Here is a 22,036-nt window from a genome sequence, read left to right on the forward strand (position 1 = left end):
TAGAGATGGAGCGCGCCCAAGCTAAAATGCCGGGGCATTATAGCGGTTCTTTTGTCCCGTTCGCTGCGGGCGCCCCTTCGGAGTACAAACTGATGTCGACCACTTGGCATATTCTCGGCGCCGGCAGCCTGGGTACACTGTGGGCCACGCGTCTGGCGCGTGCAGGCGTGCCCGTGCGGTTGATCCTGCGCGATGCGGCGCGCCTGGCCAATTATCAGTCAGCCAAGGGGCTGACCCTGGTGGAACAGGGCATAGAACACACTTACCCGGTGATTGGTGAAACGCCTGACAGCCCAGAGCCGATTCATCGTCTACTTGTGGCGTGCAAAGCCTACGACGCCCAAGGCGCCGTCGCACAGTTGCAGCACCGGCTGGCACCCGAAGCCGAACTGATCCTGTTGCAGAACGGCCTCGGCAGCCAGGATGCTGTGGCCGCGCAACTGCCCCAGGCACGCTGCATCTTTGCCTCCAGTACCGAAGGCGCGTTTCGCGATGGCGACTGGCGTGTGGTGTTTGCCGGCCATGGCTACACCTGGCTGGGAGACGCAAGCCACCCCACCCCGCCGCTTTGGCTGGATGACTTGCAAGCGGCCGGCATCCCCCACGATTGGAGCACCGACATCCTCACACGGCTGTGGCGCAAGCTGGCGCTCAATTGCGCCATCAACCCGCTGACCGTGCTGTACCAGTGCCGTAATGGAGAACTGCAAGCCCATCACTGCGAAGTCGCAACCCTGTGCGCCGAACTCGGCGAACTGCTGGAGTGCTGCGGCCAACCGGCTGCCGCGCAGGACCTGCAACACGAAGTGGAACGGGTGATCCAGGCCACCGCTGCCAACTACTCGTCCATGTATCAGGACGTAACCGCCGGCCGTCGCACCGAAATCAGCTATCTATTGAGCTATGCTTGCCAGGCGGCCTCTCGTCACCAACTGAACCTGCCGCACCTGCAACAACTGCAAGTACGCTTGGTGGAGCACTTGCTTGCACGCGGATTGCCCCGCGACTGAGCCACGCGCTACCCTGCCCGCCTGTCTATCACCTGGGAAAACCCTGATGCCGCTGCGCCAGCGTCTAGAAAACCTACCGGTCGGGCAGAAACTGCTGGCCGCCCTGCTGGTGCTGTTGACCACCGTGCTACTGGTGGCCAACCTGACCTTTATCAGCGCCGCCTACTGGATCTCCCAGGAAAGCATGGCGCCCCAGGCCTTACAGGCCATCGGCCGCCTGGTGTCCAACCCCGCGCTCGCCGCCGAAGCCCTCGAATCGCCGGCCAAGGCTGACGCGCTGCTCAACGAACTGACCAGCTATTCGCCCTTGCGCGCCGCCGCCCTCTACGACGGCGAAGGCAACCGCCTGGCGCAGATGCAACACGGCGACCGCCTGCACCTGCCGGACAACTATCGGCACATCGAAGCCTGGCGCGTGACCGAGTTTCGCAGTAACCAAGTCATTACACTCCCCCGCGCAGGCCAGCCGTCCGGGCATTTGTTGTTGGTGGCCAGCAGCGAATTGCCCGTAGCGTTCTATACCGGCACGTTGACGGCGAGCCTGGGCATCCTGATTTTCAGCGTGCTGTTGTGGCTGATCATCGCCCGCCAGATCAAACGGCTGATCACCCGGCCGATCCACGAGCTGGAAGAGCTTTCACGCCAAGTCACCCGCGAAGAGAACTACGCCCTGCGCGCCGGTCGCGGCAACCACGATGAAATCGGCAGCCTGGCCGAAGCCTTCAACACCATGCTGTCGCGCATCGAAGCCCGTGAGCAACAACTCAAGCGCGCGCGGGACGACTCCCAGGCGGCGTATGACCAGGCTCAGGGTCTGGCGGAGGAAACTCGCCACACCAACCGCAAACTGGAACTGGAAGTGCAGGTTCGCAGCAAGATCGAGAAGAAACTCACCGGCTTCCAGAATTACCTGAACAGCATCATCGACTCGATGCCCTCGGCGCTGATCGCCCTGGATGAACAGCTCTACGTCACCCAATGGAACCAGGAGGCCAGCGCCCTCTCCGGCACACGCCTGGACGAAGCCCTCAACCAGCCGATCTACCTCGCGTTCCAGCCGCTCAAGCCTTACCTGCCGCAGATCCGGGCGGCAGTTGAGCAACACACCGTGGAGCGCATCGAGCGTGTCACCTGGTTCAAGGACGACGAAGCCAAGCATTACGCTCTGACCTTCTACCCGCTGATGGGCGGGGCCGGGCGTGGCGTGGTGATCCGTATCGATGACATCACCCAGCGCTTGTCCCTGGAAGAAATGATGGTGCAGTCGGAGAAAATGCTTTCCGTGGGTGGCCTGGCTGCCGGCATGGCCCATGAGATCAATAACCCGCTAGGGGCGATACTGCATAACGTGCAGAACATCCGCCGCCGCCTGTCCCCCGATTTGCCCAAGAACCTGGAGCATGCGGAACAGGCTGGCATCGAGCTGGAAACGGTCAACTGCTACCTGCAAAGCCGCGAAGTGCCGCAGTTGCTGGATGGCATCCAGCAGGCCGGGGCGCGGGCGGCGAAGATCGTCACCCACATGCTCAGTTTCAGCCGTCGCAGCAACCGGCAGATGGCACCATGCGACCTGCCTGCGCTGATCGACCAGGCCGTGGAAATCGCCGGCAATGATTTCGACCTGGCCATCGGCTTCGACTTCAAGGGCCAGGCAATCATCCGCCAGTTCGACCCTCAACTCGGCCCGGTGCCCGGCACCGCCAACGAACTCGAACAAGTACTGCTCAACCTGCTGAAAAACGCCGCCCAAGCCATTCACCTGCGTGAAGACGACAGCGAACCGGGACGCATCATCCTGCGCACGCGCCTCAACCCGCCCTGGGCGGAGATCCAGGTGGAAGACAACGGCATCGGCATGAGCGAGAACGTGCGCAAGCGCACCTTCGAGCCATTCTTCACCACCAAGGAAATCGGCCAGGGCACCGGGCTTGGGCTGTCGGTGTCGTATTTCATCATCACCAACAACCACAAGGGCCAGATGGAAGTGCATTCCACCCTGGGCCAGGGCACCTGTTTCACCCTGCGCCTGCCATTGGCCGGCAGCCAAATTCCTCCTTACGAATTGAATCAACTGGAGCACTGACCATGGGCTTTCGCCTGTCGAAGATCTACACCCGCACCGGCGACAAGGGTGAAACCGGCCTGGGCGATGGCCGCCGCGTGCCCAAGGACCACCCACGGGTGGAGGCAATTGGTGAGGTGGATACGCTGAACAGCCAGTTGGGCTTGTTGCTGGCCAGCCTCGAAGAACAGAGTGGCAAGCATCCGGAGTTAAGGGATGTGATCGAGGTACTTACGCCTTGCCAGCATCGTTTGTTCGATCTGGGGGGGGAACTGGCAATGCCGGTGTACAAAGCGTTGAACGCTGCGGAAGTGGATCGACTGGAAGCGGCGATCGATCGTTGGAATGAGGAAGTGGGGCCGCTGGAGAACTTCATCCTGCCCGGTGGCTCGGCGTTGATCGCCCAAGCCCATGTATGCCGAAGCCTGGCGCGCAGTGCGGAGCGGCGGTGTCAGCAGTTGAATGCGGTTGAGTCGTTGGAAGGCGTGGGGCTGGCGTACATCAATCGGCTGTCGGATCTGCTGTTTGTGGCGGCGCGGGTGATTGCCAAGCGCCAGGGTGTGGCTGAGGTGTTGTGGCAGGCGGCTGCTAAGCCCCACTGAGTTTTCAGTGCCTGATCTGACGCCTTCGCGAGCAAGCCCGCTCCCACATTCGACCGCATTTCAAAGGTAGAACTCGGTCAACTGTGGGAGCGGGCTTGCTCGCGAAGAGGCCCGCCAGAACACCATCAAACCTCAGGCCAAAATGCCCGAATCCCCGCCACACCCTGAGCCCCAGCCTCCCAAGCCTGTTCCCGCTCGGCGGGCCCAACCCCGCCTAGCAGAAATACGGGCTTGCTGAACCCACGGATCAACTCTGCCGCCTGCTCCCATCCCAATGGCTGTGCATCAGGGTGAGTCTGGGTCGGCTGCACCGGCGACAGCGTGACGAAATCCACATCCATCATCTCTGCCAGTGCCAGCTCTTCTGCGTTGTGGCAAGACGCCGCCAACCAACGATCTTTAGGAAGCGGTCGACCTTTGCTCGCATATTTACGCAGTTGTGCCGAGGTCATGTGCCAACCGGCCGAAGGAAAATCCCCCAGCCACTCGAACGGTCCCTTGAGCATCAACTGAGCCTTGCCGGCGCACAGGCCTACTGCATCCACGGCCAGGTCACGATACTTGGGGTCGTAGCCATTGGGCGCACGCAGTTGCACCAGCTTGATGCCTCCGGCTATAGCTTTCCGGATACCCCGCAGTAACGTCGGGGTTTCCAGTTCGCCAGGGGTGATCAGGTACTCGGCAGGCAAACGCGCCGCCGCAACGATCGGCGCATTAGCCGCCGGGAACTCATAGTTAAGCAGGTCCCGAGGTGCCACCCATTCCAACGGTTGCCCCTCGACTCCGTGCGGCTCGCCGGTAAAGGCCGAGACTTCCCAGACATCCAGCAACACCTGTTTGTCTGGGTAATCATGCTGCACCTTGATCAGCGGCCGCGCCGTGGTGACCTGGATGCCCAGCTCTTCCTGCAATTCGCGGGACAGTGCGGTTTCAACCAACTCATCGGCCTCCACCTTGCCGCCGGGAAACTCCCAGAGGCCGCCCTGATGCTGGGTATCGGCGCGGCGCGCCAGCAGGATCCTGCCGTCGACACCGCGGATAACCGCGGCTGCTACATGCACTCGTTTCACCGTGCTTATCCTCTTAGGTACGGTATTCCGCGTTGATCTTTACGTACTCGTGGGACAGGTCGGTGGTCCAGATGGTTTCGCTGCACGCGCCGCGACCCAGCTCGATGCGGATAGTGATTTCTTCCTGCTGCATCACCGCCGAGCCCTGGGCTTCGGTGTAGGTCTCGGCGCGGGCGCCACGGCTGGCGATGCACACGTCACCGAGGAACACGTCGATCTTGCTCACGTCCAGGTCCGGCACGCCGGCACGGCCCACAGCGGCCAGGATACGGCCCCAGTTCGGGTCAGAGGCAAACAGCGCCGTCTTGATCAGCGGCGAATGCGCCACGGTGTAGCCAACGTCCAGGCATTCCTGGTGATTGCCGCCGCCATTTACTTCAACGGTCACAAACTTGGTGGCGCCCTCGCCGTCACGCACGATGGCCTGGGCCACGTCCATGCACACTTCAAACACTGCTTGCTTCAACGCCGCGAACAACGGGCCGCTGGCCTCGGTGATTTCCGGCAGGTTGGCCTGGCCGGTGGCGATCAGCATGCAGCAGTCGTTGGTCGAGGTGTCGCCATCGATGGTGATGCGGTTGAACGACTTGTTGGCGCCGTCAAGGATCAGGCTGTGCAGCACGTCACGGGAGACTTTGGCGTCGGTGGCGATGTAGCCGAGCATGGTGGCCATGTTCGGACGGATCATGCCCGCGCCCTTGCTGATACCGGTCACGGTGACGGTCACGCCATCGTGCACGAACTGGCGGCTGGCGCCCTTGGGCAGGGTATCGGTGGTCATGATGCCGGTTGCTGCCGCGGCCCAGTTATCCACAGACAGGTCGTCCAGCGCGGCTTGCAATGCGCCTTCGATTTTCTCGACGGGCAGCGGTTCACCGATCACGCCGGTGGAGTACGGCAGCACTTGGCTGGCGTCGACGCCGGTCAACTGGGCCAGCTTGGCGCAGGTGCGCGCGGCCGCCACCAGGCCTGGCTCGCCGGTGCCGGCGTTGGCATTGCCGGTGTTGGTCAGCAGGTAACGGATCGTGCCGGCAACGCGCTGCTTGGCCAGGATCACTGGCGCGGCGCAGAACGCGTTGAGGGTGAACACACCGGCGACGGTCGAGCCTTCGGCACAGCGCATCACTACCACATCCTTGCGCCCCGGGCGCTTGATGCCGGCAGAAGCGATACCGAGTTCAAAACCGGCAACCGGGTGCAATGTGGGCAAAGGACCAAGACCAACAGCCATGAATGCGCTCCTTAAAAATCAGATGATGTCTGTGCCGTCGTGAGCAACGGCGAAATTAATGGCAAAACGCCGCGACGGCAGGGGCCGGTCGCGGCGCAGGGTGTAGCAGCGTCAGGCAAAAATCTTATTCGATCTGGCCGTGGCAGTGTTTGAACTTCTTGCCCGAACCGCAGTAGCACAGCTCGTTGCGGCCCAGCTTCTGGTCATTGCGAACCGGGGTTTGAGCCAGAGCCACGTCGACCTCTTCGCCCAATACCTCAGGCGCTTCCAGCCCCGGTGCTTCGTCATGCTGGAACTGCATGCGCGCAGCCAGAGCTTCGGCTTCCTGACGCAGGCGGGCTTCTTCCTCGATCGGGTCTTCGCGACGCACCTGAACGTGGGACAGCACGCGAATCGAATCGCGCTTGATCGAATCCAGCAGTTCGGAGAACAGCGTGAACGACTCGCGCTTGTACTCCTGCTTCGGGTTCTTCTGGGCATAGCCACGCAGGTGGATGCCGTGACGCAGGTGGTCCATGGTCGACAGGTGGTCTTTCCACAGATCGTCCAGCACGCGCAGTACGATTTGTTTCTCGAAGGTGCGCAGCGCTTCGGCACTCGCCTGTTCTTCTTTCTCGTTGTACGCGGCCAGCAGTTCGGCCATCAGTTTTTCACGCAGGGTTTCTTCGTACAGGTGATCGTCTTCGTCCAGCCACTGCTGAACCGGCAGGTCGACACCAAAATCGCTCTTCAACGCCGCTTCCAGACCGGCAACATCCCACTGCTCTGGCAGAGACTGTGGCGGAATGTGTGCGCTGACGGTGGCGTTGAGTACATCCTGACGGAAATCAGCGATGGTCTCGCCAATGTTGTCGGCAGCCAGCAACGTGTTACGCATGTGATAGATCACTTTACGCTGTTCGTTGTTGACGTCATCGAACTCGAGCAGTTGCTTACGAATATCGAAGTTGCGGCCTTCAACCTTACGCTGAGCCTTCTCGATGGCGTTGGTCACCATGCGGTGCTCGATCGCTTCGCCGGACTGCATGCCCAGGGCCTTCATGAAGTTCTTCACGCGGTCCGAGGCGAAGATGCGCATCAGGCTGTCTTCCAGGGACAGGTAGAAGCGGCTGGAACCGGCGTCACCCTGGCGACCGGCACGACCACGCAGCTGGTTGTCGATACGACGCGATTCGTGACGCTCGGACGCGATCACCTGCAGGCCACCGGATTCCAGCACGGCCTGGTGGCGCTTCTGCCAGTCAGCCTTGATCTGGGCGATCTGCTCAGGGCTCGGGTTTTCCAGTGCCGCGACTTCCACTTCCCAGTTACCGCCCAACAGGATGTCGGTACCACGACCGGCCATGTTGGTCGCGATGGTAAGTGCGCCTGGGCGACCGGCCTGGGCAATGATTTCGGCTTCTTTTTCGTGGAACTTGGCGTTCAGGACCTTGTGCTCGATGCCTTCCTTATTAAGCAGGTTGGACACGTGCTCGGAAGTCTCGATGGTGGCAGTACCCACCAGGATCGGGCGACCCTGAGCCATGCCGTCCTTGATGTCGTTGATGATTGCCGCGTACTTCTCTTCGGCCGTCAGGAACACCAGGTCGTTGAAGTCTTTACGCGCCAACGGCTTGTTCGGCGGAATGACCATCACGGCCAGGTTGTAGATCTGGTGGAATTCGAACGCTTCGGTGTCGGCCGTACCGGTCATGCCGGACAGCTTGTTGTACAGACGGAAGTAGTTCTGGAAGGTGGTGGACGCCAACGTCTGGCTTTCAGCCTGGATGTTGAGGTGTTCCTTGGCTTCGATGGCCTGGTGCAGGCCTTCGGACAGACGGCGACCCGGCATGGTACGACCGGTGTGCTCGTCGACCAGCACGACCTGGCCATCCTGCACGATGTATTCGACGTTGCGATGGAACAGCTTGTGGGCGCGCAGGCCGGCATACACGTGGGTCAACAGGCCCAGGTTGTGTGCCGAGTACAGGCTTTCACCCTCGGCCAGCTCGCCGATCTGGGTCAGCATCTCTTCGACGAACTGGTGACCGGCTTCGTTGAGTTCGACCTGGCGGGTCTTCTCGTCGATGCTGAAGTGACCTTCTTTGGTCACCACGCCTTCCACTTCCTCAATGTGCTGCTCCAGACGCGGAATCAACTTGTTGATTTCGGTGTACAGGCGCGAGCTGTCTTCGGCCTGGCCGGAGATGATCAGTGGGGTACGGGCTTCGTCGATGAGGATGGAGTCGACTTCGTCGATCACGGCAAAGTTGAGTTCGCGCTGGAATTTTTCATCCATGCTGAACGCCATGTTGTCGCGCAGGTAGTCGAAGCCGAATTCGTTGTTGGTGCCGTAGGTAATGTCGCAAGCATAGGCTGCGCGCTTCTCTTCCGGCGGCTGGAAAGGCGTTACCACGCCGACGGTCAGGCCGAGGAATTCATACAGCGGGCGCATCCAGTTGGCGTCCCGGCGGGCCAGGTAGTCGTTCACCGTCACAACGTGCACGCCCTTGCCGGACAGTGCGTTGAGGTAAACGCCCAGGGTTGCCACCAGGGTCTTGCCTTCACCGGTACGCATTTCGGCAATCATGCCTTCATGCAAGGTCATGCCGCCGATCAACTGGACATCGAAGTGGCGCATGCCCATGACACGCTTACCGGCTTCACGGGCGACCGCAAAGGCTTCGGGCAGCAGCTTGTCGAGGGTTTCACCTTTGGCTATGCGGGCCTTGAACTCTTGGGTCTTGGCGCGCAATTGCTCGTCCGAAAGGGCAACCATCTGCTCTTCGAAGGCATTGACCAGCTGCACCGTCTTGAGCATGCGTTTGACTTCGCGCTCATTCTTGCTTCCAAAAAGTTTCTTTAACAAAGGCGCAAACATATCGGCAGGTTCTTCCACACATAGGGATGGAGGGCGCACCGTGAGTGGCCCGAGCAGCCCTCACGGCCGCATGCGAACGCGCATTCTACCCGGATTCGTGGGTGAGGAAAGTGGCGTTGTTCCCCGATGCTGGCATGGTGCTGTGAGAGGGCTTGTTTAAAATAAGGGCTTTTGCCGGAACTTCAACCCATGGAGCGCAGAAGTTACCAATTGATTTGATGAATAAAAACCACGGAATGCATTGCCTGGGGCCGTACAGGCGGGTTCTGCTAAGATGGCGGCTCTGTTACTTAAGGTGTCCAATAATGGCATTTCGCCCCTTATCAGCCCGCGCTCCCGCCGTGTTGCTTCGTGATGCCAAGCCGCTGAAAGCCATCTTTGGCCATGCTCGACGCCTGGACCGCCTGCAACGACTGCTTGAAACCCAACTGCAACCGGCTGCACGCGAACATTGCCGCGTGGCGTCCTGGCGTGAAGGCAACCTGCTGCTTATTGTCACAGATGGCCACTGGGCGACACGTTTGCGCTATCAGCAAAAACGCCTGCAGCGTCAATTGATGGCCTTTGATGAATTCGCCGGTCTGACGCGCATCCAGTTCAAAGTGCAACCGCCCACCACCCAACCCGGCGTGGTGGAGCATATTCATGACCTGTCGCCCAGTGCCGCCGAAACCATTCAGGCAACGGCCGACGGGATCAGCAACCCAGGCTTGCGTGCGGCGCTGGAACGGCTGGCGGCCCACGCCAAGCCCAAGCCCTGACTCGCTATTTGCGCTTGCTGCCGCCCAATAACGACCCCAACAAGCCACGCACCAGTTGTCGCCCCATCTGATTGGCGGCTTGCTGCATCGCGGACTTCAACGCCTTGCCTGCGGTTGTGCCGAGGAACGCTCCGGCCTTGTCCGTAAAGCTGGGCTCCTCAGCGGCCGGTTTGCCCTCTTCGGTTGACCCAAGCTCTTTGCGTGCCATCAGCACTTCATATGCAGATTCCCGATCAATCGGCTTGTCATACCGGCCCAGCAACGGCGAACTGGCCACCAATGCCGCCCGCTCGGCTGCGCTGAGCGGCCCGATCCGCGATTGCGGCGGTGCGACCAGGACGCGCTGGACGACTTCCGGCGTCCCCTTTTCCTGCAGTGTTCCCACTAAAGCCTCACCCGTGCCCAGCTCGGTCAGTACCGAAAGGGCATCAAAGGCCGGGTTCGGCCGAAAACCGTCGGCTACGGCGCGCAAGGACTTCTGTTCCTTGGTGGTAAACGCCCGCAGGCCGTGCTGGATACGCAGGCCGAGCTGGGCCAGCACGCTGTCCGGCAGGTCGCCTGGGGATTGCGTGACAAAATACACGCCAACACCCTTGGAGCGGATCAGCCGTACCACCTGCTCCAGACGCTCCTGCAACGCTTTGGGCGTGTCAGCGAACAGCAAATGCGCCTCATCGAAAAACAGCGCGAGCAGCGGTTTGTCAGCGTCACCGCGCTCGGGCAGTTGCTCGAACAACTCCGCCAACAGCCACAACAGGAACGTCGCATACACCTTCGGCGCCTCATGCACCAAACGGCTGGCGTCCAGCAGATGGATGCGACCACGCCCATCACCGGTAGGCTGCAGGATATCTTCCAACTGCAGGGCCGGCTCACCAAACAAGGCTTCAGCGCCCTGCTGCTCCAGCACTGCCAGGCGTCGCAACAGTGCCTGGCTGGAACCGGTGGTCATCAGCGCCGCGTCTTCGCCCAGCAACTCCGGGTGATAGCGCAGATGGTTAAGCAATGCCTTGAGGTCCTTGAGGTCCAGCAACAACAAGCCTTCGCGATCGGCCACCTTGAACGCCGCGTAAAGCGCCGACTGCTGGCTATCGGTGAGTTCCAACAGGCTGCCGAGCAACAACGGGCCCATTTCGCTGATGGTAGTGCGCAATGGATGGCCGGACTGCCCGTGGATATCCCACAGCGTGACCGGATAAGCCTTGGCCGTGTAATTGAGGAACGGCATGCCGGCGATGCGCTCGGCCACCTTACCCTGCGGGTTCGCGGCAGCGCCCAGGCCGCACAAGTCACCCTTGATATCCGCCGCAAACACCGCTACGCCGGCATCACTGAAAGCTTCGGCCAGGCGTTGCAGCGTGACGGTCTTGCCGGTGCCGGTGGCGCCGGCGATCAACCCGTGACGATTGGCCAGGCGCATGGCCTGGGCGATGGGCTGGCCGTCGAGGCCGGCGCCGATTAGGAGTTGCGAGGAGTCAGGCATTTCGTCACCCATGGTTAATCTTTAGTGCGGCCAGGTCGATACAGAGCAGTGTGAGACCCACAAAGTCTAAAAATAGGTCAGATAGTTCCCACAGGGACCACCGGAACCATCACAAGAAGTATCACACCTTTTTTGACGCTGCCATTTTGCGCCTCCCATAAGGACGCGCTTCGGATATTAAGACCTTAGCGGACCCTACAAGCCATGAATAAAAATCTGCGCTTCAGCCACAAAATCCTGCTTGCAGCCTCCCTTATCGTCATTGCCGCATTTGCGCTGTTTACCCTCTACAACGACTACCTGCAACGCAACGCGATTCGCGACGATCTCAACAACTACCTGCATGAAATGGGCGATGTGACCGCCAGCAACATTCAAACCTGGCTCACCGGGCGCATTGCCCTGGTGGAAAACGCCGCACAAAACATCGCCATCAACCCCGAACCGTCCGCGGTTGCTGGCCTGCTGGAACAGAAAACCCTGACGTCCTCCTTCATGGCGACCTACGTCGGCGACAGCAAAGGCGCCTTTACCATCCGCCCAGACACCAAGATGCCAGACGGTTTCGACCCGCGTGTCCGCCCTTGGTACAAGGGCGCCCAGAGCAGCAACGGTTCAACCCTGACCGAGCCGTATATTGATGCGGCCACCGGCAAGTTGATCATTTCCGTTGCCACCCCCAGCACCCAAGGCACCCAGAGCATTGGTGTGGTCGGTGGGGACCTGAGCCTGCAAACCCTGGTGGATAACATCGGCGCGCTGAACTTCGGCGGCATGGGTTACGCGTTCCTGGTCAGCGCCGACGGCAAAGTACTGGTACACCCGGACAAAAATCTGGTGATGAAGACCCTGGCTGACGTGTATCCGAAAAATACGCCGAAGATCAGCGCCGACTTCAGCGAAGTCGAGGCCAACGGCAAAGACAACATCGTGACTTTTACACCGATCAAGGGACTGCCCTCGGTGAACTGGTACCTCGGTATTTCAGTCGATAAAGACAAATCCTACGCCATGCTCAGCGAGTTCCGCACCTCAGCGGTCATCGCCACGCTCATTGCGGTGGTGATCATCATTGCCCTGCTCGGCATGCTGATCCGTATCTTGTTGCAACCGCTGCATGTAATGACCCGCGCCATGCAGGACATCGCCGATGGCGAGGGCGACCTGACCCGTCGCCTGACCATCCAGAATCACGATGAGTTCGGCACGCTGGGTAATGCCTTCAACCGCTTCGTGGAGCGTATTCATACGTCAATTCGTGAAGTGTCTTCGGCCACCGAACAGGTCAACGAGGTGGCACTGCGGGTCGTCAGTGCCTCCAACTCGTCGATGGTCAATTCCGATGAGCAGGCCAATCGCACCAACAGCGTTGCGGCGGCCATCAATGAGCTGGGCGCTGCGGCCCAGGAAATCGCGCGCAATGCGGCGCAAGCCTCCCATCAGGCCAGCGATGCACGTCACCTGGCTGAGGATGGCCAACAAGTGGTGGAACGCAACATCAAGGCGATGAACCAGTTGTCTTCGATGATCAGCGCTTCCAGCAGCAACATCGAAGCGCTCAATAGCAAAACGGTGAACATCGGGCAGATCCTCGAAGTGATCACCAGCATTTCCCAGCAAACCAACCTGCTGGCATTGAACGCTGCCATCGAAGCAGCCCGTGCCGGGGAAGCCGGGCGTGGGTTTGCGGTGGTCGCAGATGAGGTGCGCAACCTGGCACATCGCACTCAGGAATCGGCGCAACAAGTGCAGAAGATGATTGAAGAACTGCAAGTCGGCGCGCGGGACTCGGTCAGCACCATGGGCGATAGCCAGCGCCATAGTCTTGAAAGCGTCGACATCGCCAACCTGGCCGGCGAACGCCTGAATAGCGTGACCCAGCGCATCGGCGAAATTGATGGCATGAACCAGTCAGTCGCCACCGCCACTGAAGAACAGACCTCGGTGGTGGAGTCGATCAACATGGACATTACCGAGATCAACACCCTCAATCAGGAAGGTGTGGAAAACCTGCAATCGACGCTGCGTGCTTGTGCCGATCTGGAACAACAGGCGGCACGGTTGAAACAATTGGTTGGCAGTTTCCGGATCTGATCAGGCGTCCTTGGGCTCGGACTTGGCCTGCTCCTGCTCCCACAGTTCGGCGGCACCGGGAAATTCGGTGCCGTCCTCGCTGCTCAGGTCATCCGGGTCGTATCGACTCAAACACCCCTCCCCTAATGTGGCGGGGGCTTTTGAGGTGGCTTTGTCCAGCGGATCACTCATGACTCAATCCTCGGCAGCATAAAGAAAAAGGGCCTGGGACGATTTAACGCCCAGGCCCTTCATTCTTCAATCACAACCGTTCGATCAGAACACGACGGTCTTGTTGCCGTGCACCAGCACGCGGTCTTCCAAGTGGTAACGCAGGCCACGGGCCAGCACCATCTTCTCGACGTCACGGCCGAAACGCACCATGTCTTCAATACTGTCGCTGTGGCTGACACGCACCACGTCTTGCTCGATGATCGGGCCGGCGTCCAGTTCTTCGGTGACGTAGTGGCAAGTAGCACCGATCAACTTCACGCCACGCAGGGACGCCTGGTGGTAAGGCTTGGCGCCGACGAACGACGGCAGGAAGCTGTGGTGAATGTTGATCACCTTGCCAGCATATTCGCGGCACAGTTCCGGCGGCAGGATCTGCATGTAGCGCGCCAGCACCACCACGTCGGCTTCGTGCTGCTTGACCAGGCGCGAGACCTCAGCGAACGCCGGCTCCTTGTCCTGCGGGTTGACCGGCACGTGGTAATACGGGATGCCATGCCACTCGACCATGCTGCGCAGGTCGTCATGGTTGGAGATCACACACGCAATCTCGCAGTCCAACTCATCGCTGTGCCAGCGATGCAGCAAGTCGGCCAGGCAATGGGACTCACGGCTGGCCATCAACACCACGCGCTTTTTCTGCTCGGTGTCGGTGATATGCCAGGTCATCGAAAACTCTTCGGCGATCGGCGCAAATGCGTCGCGGAAGGCATCAAGACCAAAAGGCAGCGAATCGGCACGAATCTCGTGACGCATGAAGAACCAACCGCTGAGATTGTCCGAGTGATGACTCGCCTCGGTGATCCAACCGTTGTGGGAGGCCAGAAAGTTACTGACCTTGGCAACGATGCCAACCCGGTCCGGGCAAGCAATCACCAGCCGAAAAGTGCGCATTAGGGGGAAACTCCAGAACTTCGCAAAGGCCGCCATTCTAGCGATTGCGCAGGAAAACTGCAGTATTCGTTGACGCTTATTCTGATCGCCGGCCGACGGTTTGCCCCTTAATAGCCTATGGTTTTACCACCTTTATATGAATTTAGTACGTCACCCTATGGCTGTTTCACGTATTTCAGGGGAATTATCTTAAGGCCTACGCCCTAGTAATTAACTCGAATGCATAGCAATGCTACAAACATTCAAAGTAATTCACATAAATGCGAGCTTAAATGTTTACTTGGGCAAACTGCCTGACTATTATTGGGCCACTGTCCCTGTCAATCAGCGCTCTACATAAGGTAGTCCACATGTCTCTGATCAACGAATACCGTGCCACCGAAGAAGCTATCAAAGAGCTGCAAGCCCGTTTGAAGAACCTGTCCCAAGACGACAAACTGCAAACCGAGCTGGAATTCGAAGGCAAACTGCGCACCCTGATGGGTGAATACTCCAAATCCCTGCGTGACATCATCGCGCTGCTGGATCCAGAGTCGAAAGTTAAAGCACCGCGTGGCGCCGTGAAAACTACCGGTACCAAACGTGCTCGCAAAGTCAAACAGTACAAAAACCCGCACAACGGCGAAGTGATTGAAACCAAAGGTGGCAACCACAAAACCTTGAAAGAGTGGAAAGCCAAGTGGGGCGGTGACGTGGTTGAAGGCTGGGCTACCCTGCTGGGCTAAGCCTCGCCAGGCTTACGCCTGATACGCGACACATTAAAAACGCCAGCCTGCTGGCGTTTTTTATTGCCGGTGCATTGTGTGACGATCGACTACAGATTTATCTTATGGGCCAGCAAGTCGGCATATTCCTGCCACCGCTCAAGCACCTCCGCCTGAAAAGGTGTCGCACTAACTGCAAATTCTTGTTTAGCCTGCTTAAATGCCGCAAGGGTATTCGGCGCGCCCCACTCCGGGTCCGTCAAACGTTGCTGACAGAAAAGCTGCCAACGTTGTTGCTCCTCACTGTTCAAGGTATCGGGGAAGTTACGCGCTCGGTAGCGAAAGAGTAATTCAGGCAACCGATGATCATCGAAAGGCCATTGCTGGCGAGCTAATTGTGCAGGCTCGGCCATCCTGACTTGTTCACATAAACGTCGATCACGATCTCCGATAAAGCCATCGTATAGCTGTTGCTCTGGGTCTGAACTCGGGGCGAAATCTTCCTCGGCATAAATAGCCGCCAACTTATCGCGCCAACACTCCTGTGCGTCAGTTAGCCGCAGGGCACGCTCCTGATAAAGATTCATATCCAAGTGCAGACGCTCACGATCTTCTGCCCGAAGCACATTCAAGGGCGCAACCACGGGGCAGCGATTGATGTGCACCAGCTTGAGCGGGACCGGTAACTCCCCCTCGGCAAGATCGTCACGACGGGTGTAGAGGCGCTGGCGCAAGGTATCTGCATCCAGGTCCAGCAACCCTTGAGGATCGAGTCCGAGGTCGCAGACGATCAGTGCATTTCGGTTGCGTGGGTGCCACGCCAGTGGCACTACGACGCCCAGATAATGACGCTCGGCGGAAAAACGCCCGGAGATGTGCACCATGGGTTGCAGTAAGCGCACCTGGTCCATCACCGACTGCTTGCTGCGCAGTTGAAACAGCCACTTGAACAGCTTGGGCTGTTTCTCACGAACCAATCGGGCCAGGGCAATAGTGGCTCGCACGTCGGACAGAGCATCGTGCGCCTGGCCATGGTCGATACCGTTGGCTTCGGTCAGGCGCTCCAGCTTGAGCGTGACGCGCCCATCCTGTTGCGGCCATTCAATGCCTTCCGGGCGTAGGGCGTAGGCCGTGCGAATCACGTCGATCAGATCCCAGCGGCTGTTACCGCCCTGCCACTCACGTGCGTAAGGATCGAAGAAATTGCGGTACAGGCTGTAGCGCGTCATTTCATCGTCAAATCGCAAGGTGTTGTACCCAGCGCCACACGTACCCGGGGCGGCCAGCTCAGCATGCACCCGAGTCATGAAATCGGCCTCGGCCAAGCCTTTTTCCTCGAGGGTTGCGGGAGTAATGCCAGTAATCGCGCAGGCGATGGGATGGGGCAGGATATCGTCGCTGGGCAGGCAATAAAGATTGACCGGCTCGCCGATCTCATTGAGTTCGTGGTCTGTCCGAATGCCGGCTACTTGAAGCGGGCGGTCATTGCGCGGATTGATGCCGGTGGTTTCATAGTCGTACCAGAAAATGGAGGTCACGGGCTTTTCCTGTACTGAAGATCGACAAAGTCTAGGCGCTGGACGACGTCCACGGCCAGTACCAAATCAACTGTACAAACATCCAGCAAAACCTTGAATGGTTGCTTCCACCGCCGACACTGCTAGCATCCGTGTCTCCTAGCCATTCTGCACTGCCAAGGATCGCGATGCCGTCAGCTCCATTGGATACCCGCTACCAGATCGAGACCCCGGAGGGCATCGAGCTGCCCCTACGCCCGGCCGGCCTGATGTCACGTGTGTTGGCCTTTGCCTTCGACCTGGGTGTGCGCGCAGTGGTCATGGGCGTTCTGCTGGTGCCATTGGCCATGCTTGGCAACGTCGGCATCGGCCTGGGTTCGCTGCTGCTGTTCCTGATCAGTTGGTGGTACATGGTGCTGTTCGAAGTACTCAACCAGGGATGCTCACCTGGGAAACAGGTCATGGGGTTGCGGGTGGTACACGATGACGGCACACCGATCGGCTGGTCCGCGTCACTGATCCGCAATTTGCTGCGGTTTGTCGACATGCTGCCATTCGGTTACTTCCTCGGCGCGATCAGTTGCCTGCAGCATCCTCACTTCAAGCGACTGGGCGACCTGGCCGCCGGCACACTGGTGATCTACCGGGAACAACCGCTTCTGCGCCCCCAGATTCCTCAAGCTGCCGCCCTACGCTTGCCCTTCGCTCTGGATCTGAGTGAACAACGGGCCATCCTTGGCCTTGCGGAACGCCAGGGTGAACTTTCCACGGAGCGCGTTCACGAGTTGGCTTCGATTCTCGCCGCCCCCTTGCAGGTATCCCCGGCCCGCGCCGTGGAGCAACTCAACGGCGTGGCCCGTGGCCTGTTGGGGCCGACATGAAGCAGAGTCTTTTCGAAAGCCGTCACCAGCCTCAATGGCAGGCCTTTGCCCAATACCTGCAACAATTGGAGCAAGGCAAGGTTAAAGCCAGTGACATGGCCGACTTCCCCCATCAGTACCGGCGTCTGTGCCAGCACCTGGCCCTGGCCCAGGAACGCGGCTACAGCAGCTACTTGGTAGACCCCTTGCAACAACTGGCCTTGCGCGGCCATCAACAGCTCTACCGTCATCGCAGCCAACTGACCGCAAATGTGCTGGGGTTCGTGCTTGCCGATTTTCCCCGGTTGGTGCGGGAACAGTGGCGTTTCGTACTGATAGCCAGCCTGCTGTTCTTTGGCAGCCTGATAGGTATCGCGTTGCTGGTCTACCTGTTTCCCGACCTGATCTACAGCATCGTCAGCCCTCAGCAGGTTGCAGAAATGCAGGGCATGTATGACCCCGATGCCAGCCGCCTGGGCCGCACCGCTGAACGCGCATCGAGCGAAGACTGGATGATGTTCGGCTACTACGTGATGCACAACATCGGTATCGCTTTCCAGACGTTTGCCGCCGGTTTGCTGTTCGGCCTGGGCAGTGTGTTCTTTCTGATTTTCAACGGCCTGGTCATCGGTGCGGTCTCCGGGCACCTGACCGAAATCGGCTCCGGCCAGACCTTCTGGTCATTCGTCATCGGGCATGGCGCGTTCGAGCTGACGGCCATCGCCCTCGCCGGTGCCGCTGGTTTGCAACTGGGCTGGGCGCTGATCGCTCCCGGGCAGTTGACCCGCGGCGAGTCATTACGGCTGGCGGCGCGCAAGAGCGTGCAAATGTTGTGCGGAGTAATGATCTTCCTGTTGATCGCTGCCTTCATCGAAGCGTATTGGTCATCCACCACCCTGATAGCGCCCTGGATCAAGTACCTGGTTGGCGCGGCACTATGGCTTCTGGTAGCCGCTTACCTGAGCCTTGCCGGAAGGACTCCCCATGCGCCTGAGTGATGCCAGCGTGGTCATCCGCCCGCGTACTGCCTGGGAGGCGATGGATCTTGGCGTGTTGATGGCCCGTGAGCACCGCCTGCTCTTGATGAGCAGTTGGGCGTTGGTGACTCTGCCAGTGTTCGCCGTGCTCACGGCACTGCTGTGGAAGTACCCGTCCACCGCGATTTTCCTGTTCTGGTGGCTCAAGCCAGCCTTTGATCGCTTGCCACTGTATATCCTGTCCAAGGCGTTGTTTGGCGAAACGCCCAGCATAAAGCAGGCCGTTCGCCAGTGGCCGCGACTGCTCAAGGGTCAACTCTTGACCAGCCTGACCTGGCGGCGACTCAGCCTGAGCCGCAGCTTTGTGATGCCGGTGAGCCAACTTGAAGGCCTGGATGGCCCCGCTCGCCAAAAACGCCTGGGCGTGCTGCAGCAACGTAACGCTGGCGCCGCACGCTGGTTGACCACCATCGGGGTGCATCTGGAGATCGGACTGTGGTTCGGTTGTATGACTCTGTTCTATCTGTTCATTCCCCAGAACCTCGAGTTGGACTGGGATTGGCAACGCCTGATACTGGCGACAAGCTCGGAAGGCTTGTGGCTGGAACATCTGAGCAATGCCTTCTACGCCGTGATACTGGTGTTTTGGGAACCTATCTATGTAGCCTGCGGTTTCAGCCTCTACCTGAATCGCCGCACGGTATTAGAGGCCTGGGACCTGGAGTTGGTCTTCCGCCGTCTTCGTCAGCGCCTGAGCAACGTGGTGCCGTTGTTATTACTGATGATGGGCCTGTCGCTGCTGCCATTCAGCCCGCCTGCCATGGCAGAGTCATCCCCCTCAAAAAAACCGCTAGCCACCCAGGACGCAAGCCAATCCATCAAGTCCTTGATGGAAAAGCCCCCCTTCAAAAATCCGGAAACCGTCACGCGCTATCGCTTTGGCGAAGACAAGCCGCCTGTTAAAAACAAGGCTCACCGCGACGGTAAGCTTCCGGACTGGCTGAAGGCATTGCTGGACAACCTCAACAGCAATACCTTCAAGCACATCGCCCAAGGTTTGGAGGTGCTGCTGTGGGGACTTATTGTCGGTGCATTGATCACGCTGGTGTGGCGCTATCGTGAGTGGTTGCGCACGTTTGTCGGCCGACGCAGGCTACGCAAGCCACAAGATGCCAAAGTGGCCCCCGCGCAATTGTTCGGCCTTGAGCTAGGCCTCGAGACGTTGCCCTACGATATTGCCAGTGCCGCCGAACACCTGTGGCCCACCCAGCCAAGGGAAGCCCTTGGCCTGTTATATCGCGGCCTGCTCAGCCGGCTGCTGCATGACTTCAACATGCCGCTGAAAAGCGCTGACACCGAAGGCCAGATCCTGGAACGGGTCAACCAGTTGCAACAACCACAACTGCTGGCGTTCAGCGATGACTTGACCCGGCATTGGCAAAACCTCGCCTACGGCCACCGCCTTCCTCCCCCTTCAGTCCAGCAACAGCTATGCAGTGATTGGCGCACCCTGTTCAGCCGGGGGAGCAACCCATGAACCGGCCTTTACTATGGGCGGGACTCTTGCTGGCGTGCCTGCTTGGAGCGGGGGGTTACTACGCATGGAGCAAGGCAATTCCCTACGATGAGGTGGTGGATCGCGGCCCTTCTCCAGAAGCCCTGGCCAACCCCTACCTGGCAGCCGAACACTTTCTACGCCAACAAGGCCTGACCGTTGAGCGCGCCAATAGCCTGGAGCGGCTGGCTACCCTGCCAGCCAAGGGCAACAGCCTGTTGCTGCTCGGCGAGCGCAGCAACATGTCACCCCGCCAGGTAGAGCAACTGCTGGGTTGGGCCAAATCCGGCGGCCATTTGTTGCTGGTGGCCGAGGCGTTGTGGGATGAAGAGACTGGCAAAAGCGGCGACCTGTTGCTCGATCGTTTGCATATCCACCAGACCTTGAGTGACGAGCCTGAGGAACCTGCACCGTCCAGCAACAAAGCGCTTAAAAAGAAAGCCCCGGACCTCACCAAACTTTACATCGACAATGAAAACCCATCGGCTTACTTCAGTTTCGACACAGACTTCAATCTCACCGACCCCAGCCACCTGGCCCAATTCTCTGCCAACAGCGCAAGATCGAGCCACCTGATGCAACTCGACCTCGGGGAAGGCAGCGTCACGGTAATCACCGACAGCGACCTGTGGAAAACCCCGAGCATCGCCAAGTACGACAATGCCTGGTTGCTGTGGTACCTGAACCAGGGCAAGGCCGTAACCTTGCTGTTCAACACCGACTTCGACGACCTGTTCACCTTGCTGATGCGGTACTTCCCCCAGGCTCTGGTAGCACTCGCTACCTTGATCATCCTGGGTCTTTGGCGGGCGGGCCAACGTCAAGGCCCGGTCCGTAAACCCGCAGACTATGCACGTCGTCAATTGCAGGAACACCTCAAAGCCAGCGCTGACTTCCTGTTACGCCGCAGCGGCCAGGGCACACTACTGCACGCCTTGCAGCGCGATATCCTGCGCGCGGCCCGGCACCGTCACCCCGGCTTTGAACACCTCGACAATGCAGAACAGTGCCGGGCGCTTGAACACCTGACGCGCCAACCCTTTCACATCATCAGCCAGGCCCTTGGCCCACTCCCGGAGAAACGGCTTTCCAGCGCCGATTTCAGCCGTCAGGTGGCGTGCCTGCAAACCCTCAGGAATGCCCTATGAGTGAATTTCCAAGCGCCACTGCCTTGACCCGCGAGACCGTGCAACGTGCCAGCGGGCAAGCACAAGCCCTGCGCAATGAGTTGCGCAAAGCGGTGATTGGCCAGGACCCGGTGATCGACGATGTCCTGACCGCGCTGATCGCCGGCGGGCATGTGCTGCTCGAAGGTGTACCGGGGCTGGGTAAAACCCTGCTGGTGCGTGCCCTGGCACGCTGCTTTGAGGGAGATTTCGCGCGCATCCAGTTCACCCCGGACCTGATGCCCAGCGATGTCACCGGCCACGCCGTGTATGACCTGCACACCGAACAATTCAAGCTGCGCAAAGGGCCGGTGTTCACCCATTTGTTGCTGGCCGACGAAATCAACCGTGCCCCGGCCAAGACCCAGGCCGCGTTGCTCGAAGCGATGCAGGAACGGCAAGTCACCCTCGAAGGCGAGGCGCTGCCCATCGGCCAACCGTTCATGGTGCTGGCGACCCAGAACCCTATTGAACAGGAAGGTACTTACCCCCTGCCGGAAGCGGAGCTGGATCGCTTCATGCTCAAGGTGCGCATGGATTACCCCGATGCGCAGCAAGAACTGGACATGGTGCGTGAAGTCACGCGCTCGTCTCGGGCCGACATGCTGGATGTACAACCCTTGCGCACGGTACTGCAGGCCGAAGATGTGCTGCAGCTTCAGCAGATAGCCAGTGAGCTGGCACTCGACGAACAAGTGCTCGACTATGCCGTACGGCTGGCGCGCGCCACCCGCAGTTGGCCGGGGCTGGCCATCGGTGCCGGTCCTCGGGCGTCCATCGATCTGGTGCGCGGCGCGCGCGCCCGTGCCTTGTTGCGCGGCGGCGAATTCGTCACGCCGGACGACATCAAGGATTGTGCCCTGGCAGTACTGCGCCATCGGGTACGTATCGCGCCAGAGCTGGATATCGATGGGTTGGAAGTCGACCAGGTGCTCAAGCAACTGCTCGATCAGATCCCGGCGCCTCGGCAATGACTCGCC

At 59.7% G+C, this 22,036-nt stretch carries 18 protein-coding genes and 1 pseudogene; 12 read left to right on the forward strand and 7 right to left on the reverse strand.

What is annotated here, in order from left to right; genetic code table 11:
- Positions 1-92: 92 nt before the first annotated feature.
- Genes EJ576_RS15950 through EJ576_RS15960 form a run of 3 tightly spaced genes read left to right on the forward strand, consistent with a single transcriptional unit; the run spans position 93 to position 3,674 of the window.
- Positions 93-1,010 carry a putative 2-dehydropantoate 2-reductase gene (locus EJ576_RS15950; RefSeq protein ID WP_126570684.1) on the forward strand — a complete coding sequence of 306 codons (918 nt, stop codon included), beginning with the start codon at positions 93-95 and terminating at the stop codon, positions 1,008-1,010.
- Positions 1,011-1,056: 46 nt separating this feature from the next.
- Positions 1,057-3,093 carry an ATP-binding protein gene (locus EJ576_RS15955; protein ID WP_126570685.1) on the forward strand — a complete coding sequence of 679 codons (2,037 nt, stop codon included), beginning with the start codon at positions 1,057-1,059 and terminating at the stop codon, positions 3,091-3,093.
- A 2-nt stretch (positions 3,094-3,095) separates the two neighbouring features.
- The gene (locus EJ576_RS15960) at positions 3,096-3,674 is read left to right on the forward strand and encodes a cob(I)yrinic acid a,c-diamide adenosyltransferase (protein WP_068937975.1); all 579 of its coding nucleotides are present in this window, start codon (positions 3,096-3,098) and stop codon (positions 3,672-3,674) included.
- A 125-nt stretch (positions 3,675-3,799) separates the two neighbouring features.
- Here the strand turns inward: EJ576_RS15960 and EJ576_RS15965 are convergent, their stop codons facing one another.
- The 3 genes from EJ576_RS15965 to secA form a co-directional block, all read right to left on the reverse strand.
- A complete protein-coding gene (locus EJ576_RS15965; protein ID WP_123478508.1) occupies positions 3,800-4,744 on the reverse strand; it encodes a Nudix family hydrolase in 945 nt (314 codons plus the stop codon).
- Positions 4,745-4,757: 13 nt separating this feature from the next.
- Entirely contained in the window at positions 4,758-5,975 is a 1,218-nt protein-coding gene (gene argJ, locus EJ576_RS15970; protein WP_028617753.1) for a bifunctional glutamate N-acetyltransferase/amino-acid acetyltransferase ArgJ, read from the reverse strand.
- A gap of 124 nt (positions 5,976-6,099) precedes the next feature.
- Positions 6,100-8,835, reverse strand: coding sequence for a preprotein translocase subunit SecA (secA, locus tag EJ576_RS15975; RefSeq protein ID WP_028617754.1), 2,736 nt, complete (start codon positions 8,833-8,835; stop codon positions 6,100-6,102).
- 305 nt (positions 8,836-9,140) lie between these two features.
- Here secA and EJ576_RS15980 point away from each other — a divergent pair, with 305 nt between their 5' ends.
- Positions 9,141-9,596: a DUF721 domain-containing protein gene (locus EJ576_RS15980; protein ID WP_126570686.1), complete on the forward strand. Its 456-nt coding sequence runs from the start codon at positions 9,141-9,143 to the stop codon at positions 9,594-9,596.
- A 4-nt stretch (positions 9,597-9,600) separates the two neighbouring features.
- Here the strand turns inward: EJ576_RS15980 and EJ576_RS15985 are convergent, their stop codons facing one another.
- Entirely contained in the window at positions 9,601-11,079 is a 1,479-nt protein-coding gene (locus EJ576_RS15985) for a helicase HerA-like domain-containing protein (protein WP_122728735.1), read from the reverse strand.
- A 204-nt stretch (positions 11,080-11,283) separates the two neighbouring features.
- Between EJ576_RS15985 and EJ576_RS30265 the strand changes: the two are divergent.
- Positions 11,284-12,315, forward strand: a pseudogene (locus EJ576_RS30265) (cache and HAMP domain-containing protein); the annotation flags it as partial.
- 93 nt (positions 12,316-12,408) lie between these two features.
- A complete protein-coding gene (locus tag EJ576_RS30270; RefSeq protein ID WP_370468594.1) occupies positions 12,409-13,173 on the forward strand; it encodes a methyl-accepting chemotaxis protein in 765 nt (254 codons plus the stop codon).
- Here EJ576_RS30270 and EJ576_RS29795 read toward each other — a convergent pair whose 3' ends face one another.
- On the reverse strand, positions 13,174-13,344 hold the full coding sequence (locus tag EJ576_RS29795; RefSeq protein ID WP_162834925.1) for a hypothetical protein: 171 nt from the start codon (positions 13,342-13,344) through the stop codon (positions 13,174-13,176).
- A gap of 84 nt (positions 13,345-13,428) precedes the next feature.
- Positions 13,429-14,277 carry a formyltetrahydrofolate deformylase gene (gene purU / locus EJ576_RS15995; protein WP_010208067.1) on the reverse strand — a complete coding sequence of 283 codons (849 nt, stop codon included), beginning with the start codon at positions 14,275-14,277 and terminating at the stop codon, positions 13,429-13,431.
- 350 nt (positions 14,278-14,627) lie between these two features.
- On the opposite strand from purU, the gene mvaT reads away from it, so the two are divergent.
- Positions 14,628-15,002: a histone-like nucleoid-structuring protein MvaT gene (mvaT, locus tag EJ576_RS16000; RefSeq protein ID WP_005790963.1), complete on the forward strand. Its 375-nt coding sequence runs from the start codon at positions 14,628-14,630 to the stop codon at positions 15,000-15,002.
- 89 nt (positions 15,003-15,091) lie between these two features.
- On the opposite strand, the gene sbcB is transcribed toward mvaT, so the two are convergent.
- Positions 15,092-16,519 carry an exodeoxyribonuclease I gene (gene sbcB, locus EJ576_RS16005; RefSeq protein ID WP_126570687.1) on the reverse strand — a complete coding sequence of 476 codons (1,428 nt, stop codon included), beginning with the start codon at positions 16,517-16,519 and terminating at the stop codon, positions 15,092-15,094.
- A gap of 167 nt (positions 16,520-16,686) precedes the next feature.
- On the opposite strand from sbcB, the gene EJ576_RS16010 reads away from it, so the two are divergent.
- From EJ576_RS16010 to EJ576_RS16030, 5 genes are read left to right on the forward strand one after another with little or no spacing between them, the layout of a single operon-like run.
- Positions 16,687-17,379, forward strand: coding sequence for an RDD family protein (locus tag EJ576_RS16010; RefSeq protein WP_122728592.1), 693 nt, complete (start codon positions 16,687-16,689; stop codon positions 17,377-17,379).
- Positions 17,376-18,356 (forward strand): stage II sporulation protein M, encoded by a 981-nt coding sequence (locus EJ576_RS16015; protein ID WP_122728737.1) that lies wholly within the window; start codon positions 17,376-17,378, stop codon positions 18,354-18,356. Before EJ576_RS16010 ends, EJ576_RS16015 begins: the two co-directional genes overlap by 4 nt.
- Complete coding sequence (locus tag EJ576_RS16020) at positions 18,343-19,872, forward strand: DUF4129 domain-containing protein (RefSeq protein WP_126570688.1); 1,530 nt, start codon at positions 18,343-18,345, stop codon at positions 19,870-19,872. Before EJ576_RS16015 ends, EJ576_RS16020 begins: the two co-directional genes overlap by 14 nt.
- Entirely contained in the window at positions 19,869-21,038 is a 1,170-nt protein-coding gene (locus tag EJ576_RS16025; RefSeq protein ID WP_126570689.1) for a DUF4350 domain-containing protein, read from the forward strand. The genes EJ576_RS16020 and EJ576_RS16025 overlap by 4 nt, the downstream gene beginning before the upstream one ends.
- The gene (locus tag EJ576_RS16030) at positions 21,035-22,030 is read left to right on the forward strand and encodes a MoxR family ATPase (protein ID WP_126570690.1); all 996 of its coding nucleotides are present in this window, start codon (positions 21,035-21,037) and stop codon (positions 22,028-22,030) included. The genes EJ576_RS16025 and EJ576_RS16030 overlap by 4 nt, the downstream gene beginning before the upstream one ends.
- Positions 22,031-22,036 lie beyond the last annotated feature (6 nt).

It is taken from the genome of Pseudomonas sp. C 49-2, from assembly GCF_003970195.1.
Classification (GTDB): domain Bacteria; phylum Pseudomonadota; class Gammaproteobacteria; order Pseudomonadales; family Pseudomonadaceae; genus Aquipseudomonas; species Aquipseudomonas canadensis.